Origin of the sequence: Shewanella sp. KT0246 (genome assembly GCF_019654955.1) — a bacterium.
Lineage (GTDB): Bacteria > Pseudomonadota > Gammaproteobacteria > Enterobacterales > Shewanellaceae > Shewanella > Shewanella goraebulensis.
Map to the genome: position 1 here is coordinate 1 of NZ_BPEV01000156.1, position 440 is coordinate 440.

The 440-nt window shown below is 54.3% G+C and carries 1 protein-coding gene; it reads right to left on the reverse strand.

Going from position 1 to position 440, the window contains the following annotated elements; all coding sequences use genetic code 11:
* Positions 1–110: 110 nt before the first annotated feature.
* On the reverse strand, positions 111–440 hold a 330-nt coding region (locus K5Q58_RS20935; protein ID WP_220755754.1), incomplete at its 5' end, for a TatD family hydrolase.

Sequence of the window (440 nt, forward strand, 5' to 3'; positions counted from 1 at the left end):
TTTTTTTTTTCAAGCAGAAGACGGCATACGAGATGCTCAGGAGTCTCGTGGGCTCGGCGTTAACCGCCAGAGACAGCAAACTACAGAAGAGCAGCAGTACAGAGTAAGCATTAGCCATGGGTGCTCTCCAGCTTAAAGAAACGCAAGCTGTTGCTATAGCACAGGCGTGCAAGACTGTCCAGCGACTGACCGCGGATGTCGGCGACAGCCTGGGCGATATAAGGCAGATATTTGGGCTCATTGCGGCCGGATTTGGGCTTGGGTCTCATGCTGCGTGGCAGTAGATAGGGACTGTCGGTTTCCAGCAATAATCTGTTATCCGGGATCAAGGGCAGGGCGCTTACCAAGTCCTGTCCCCGGCGTTCATCACAAACCCAACCTGTCACGCCCAGGTACAGATCTCTGGCAATATAGTCCTCGGCCTGTTTGGGGCCGTCGGT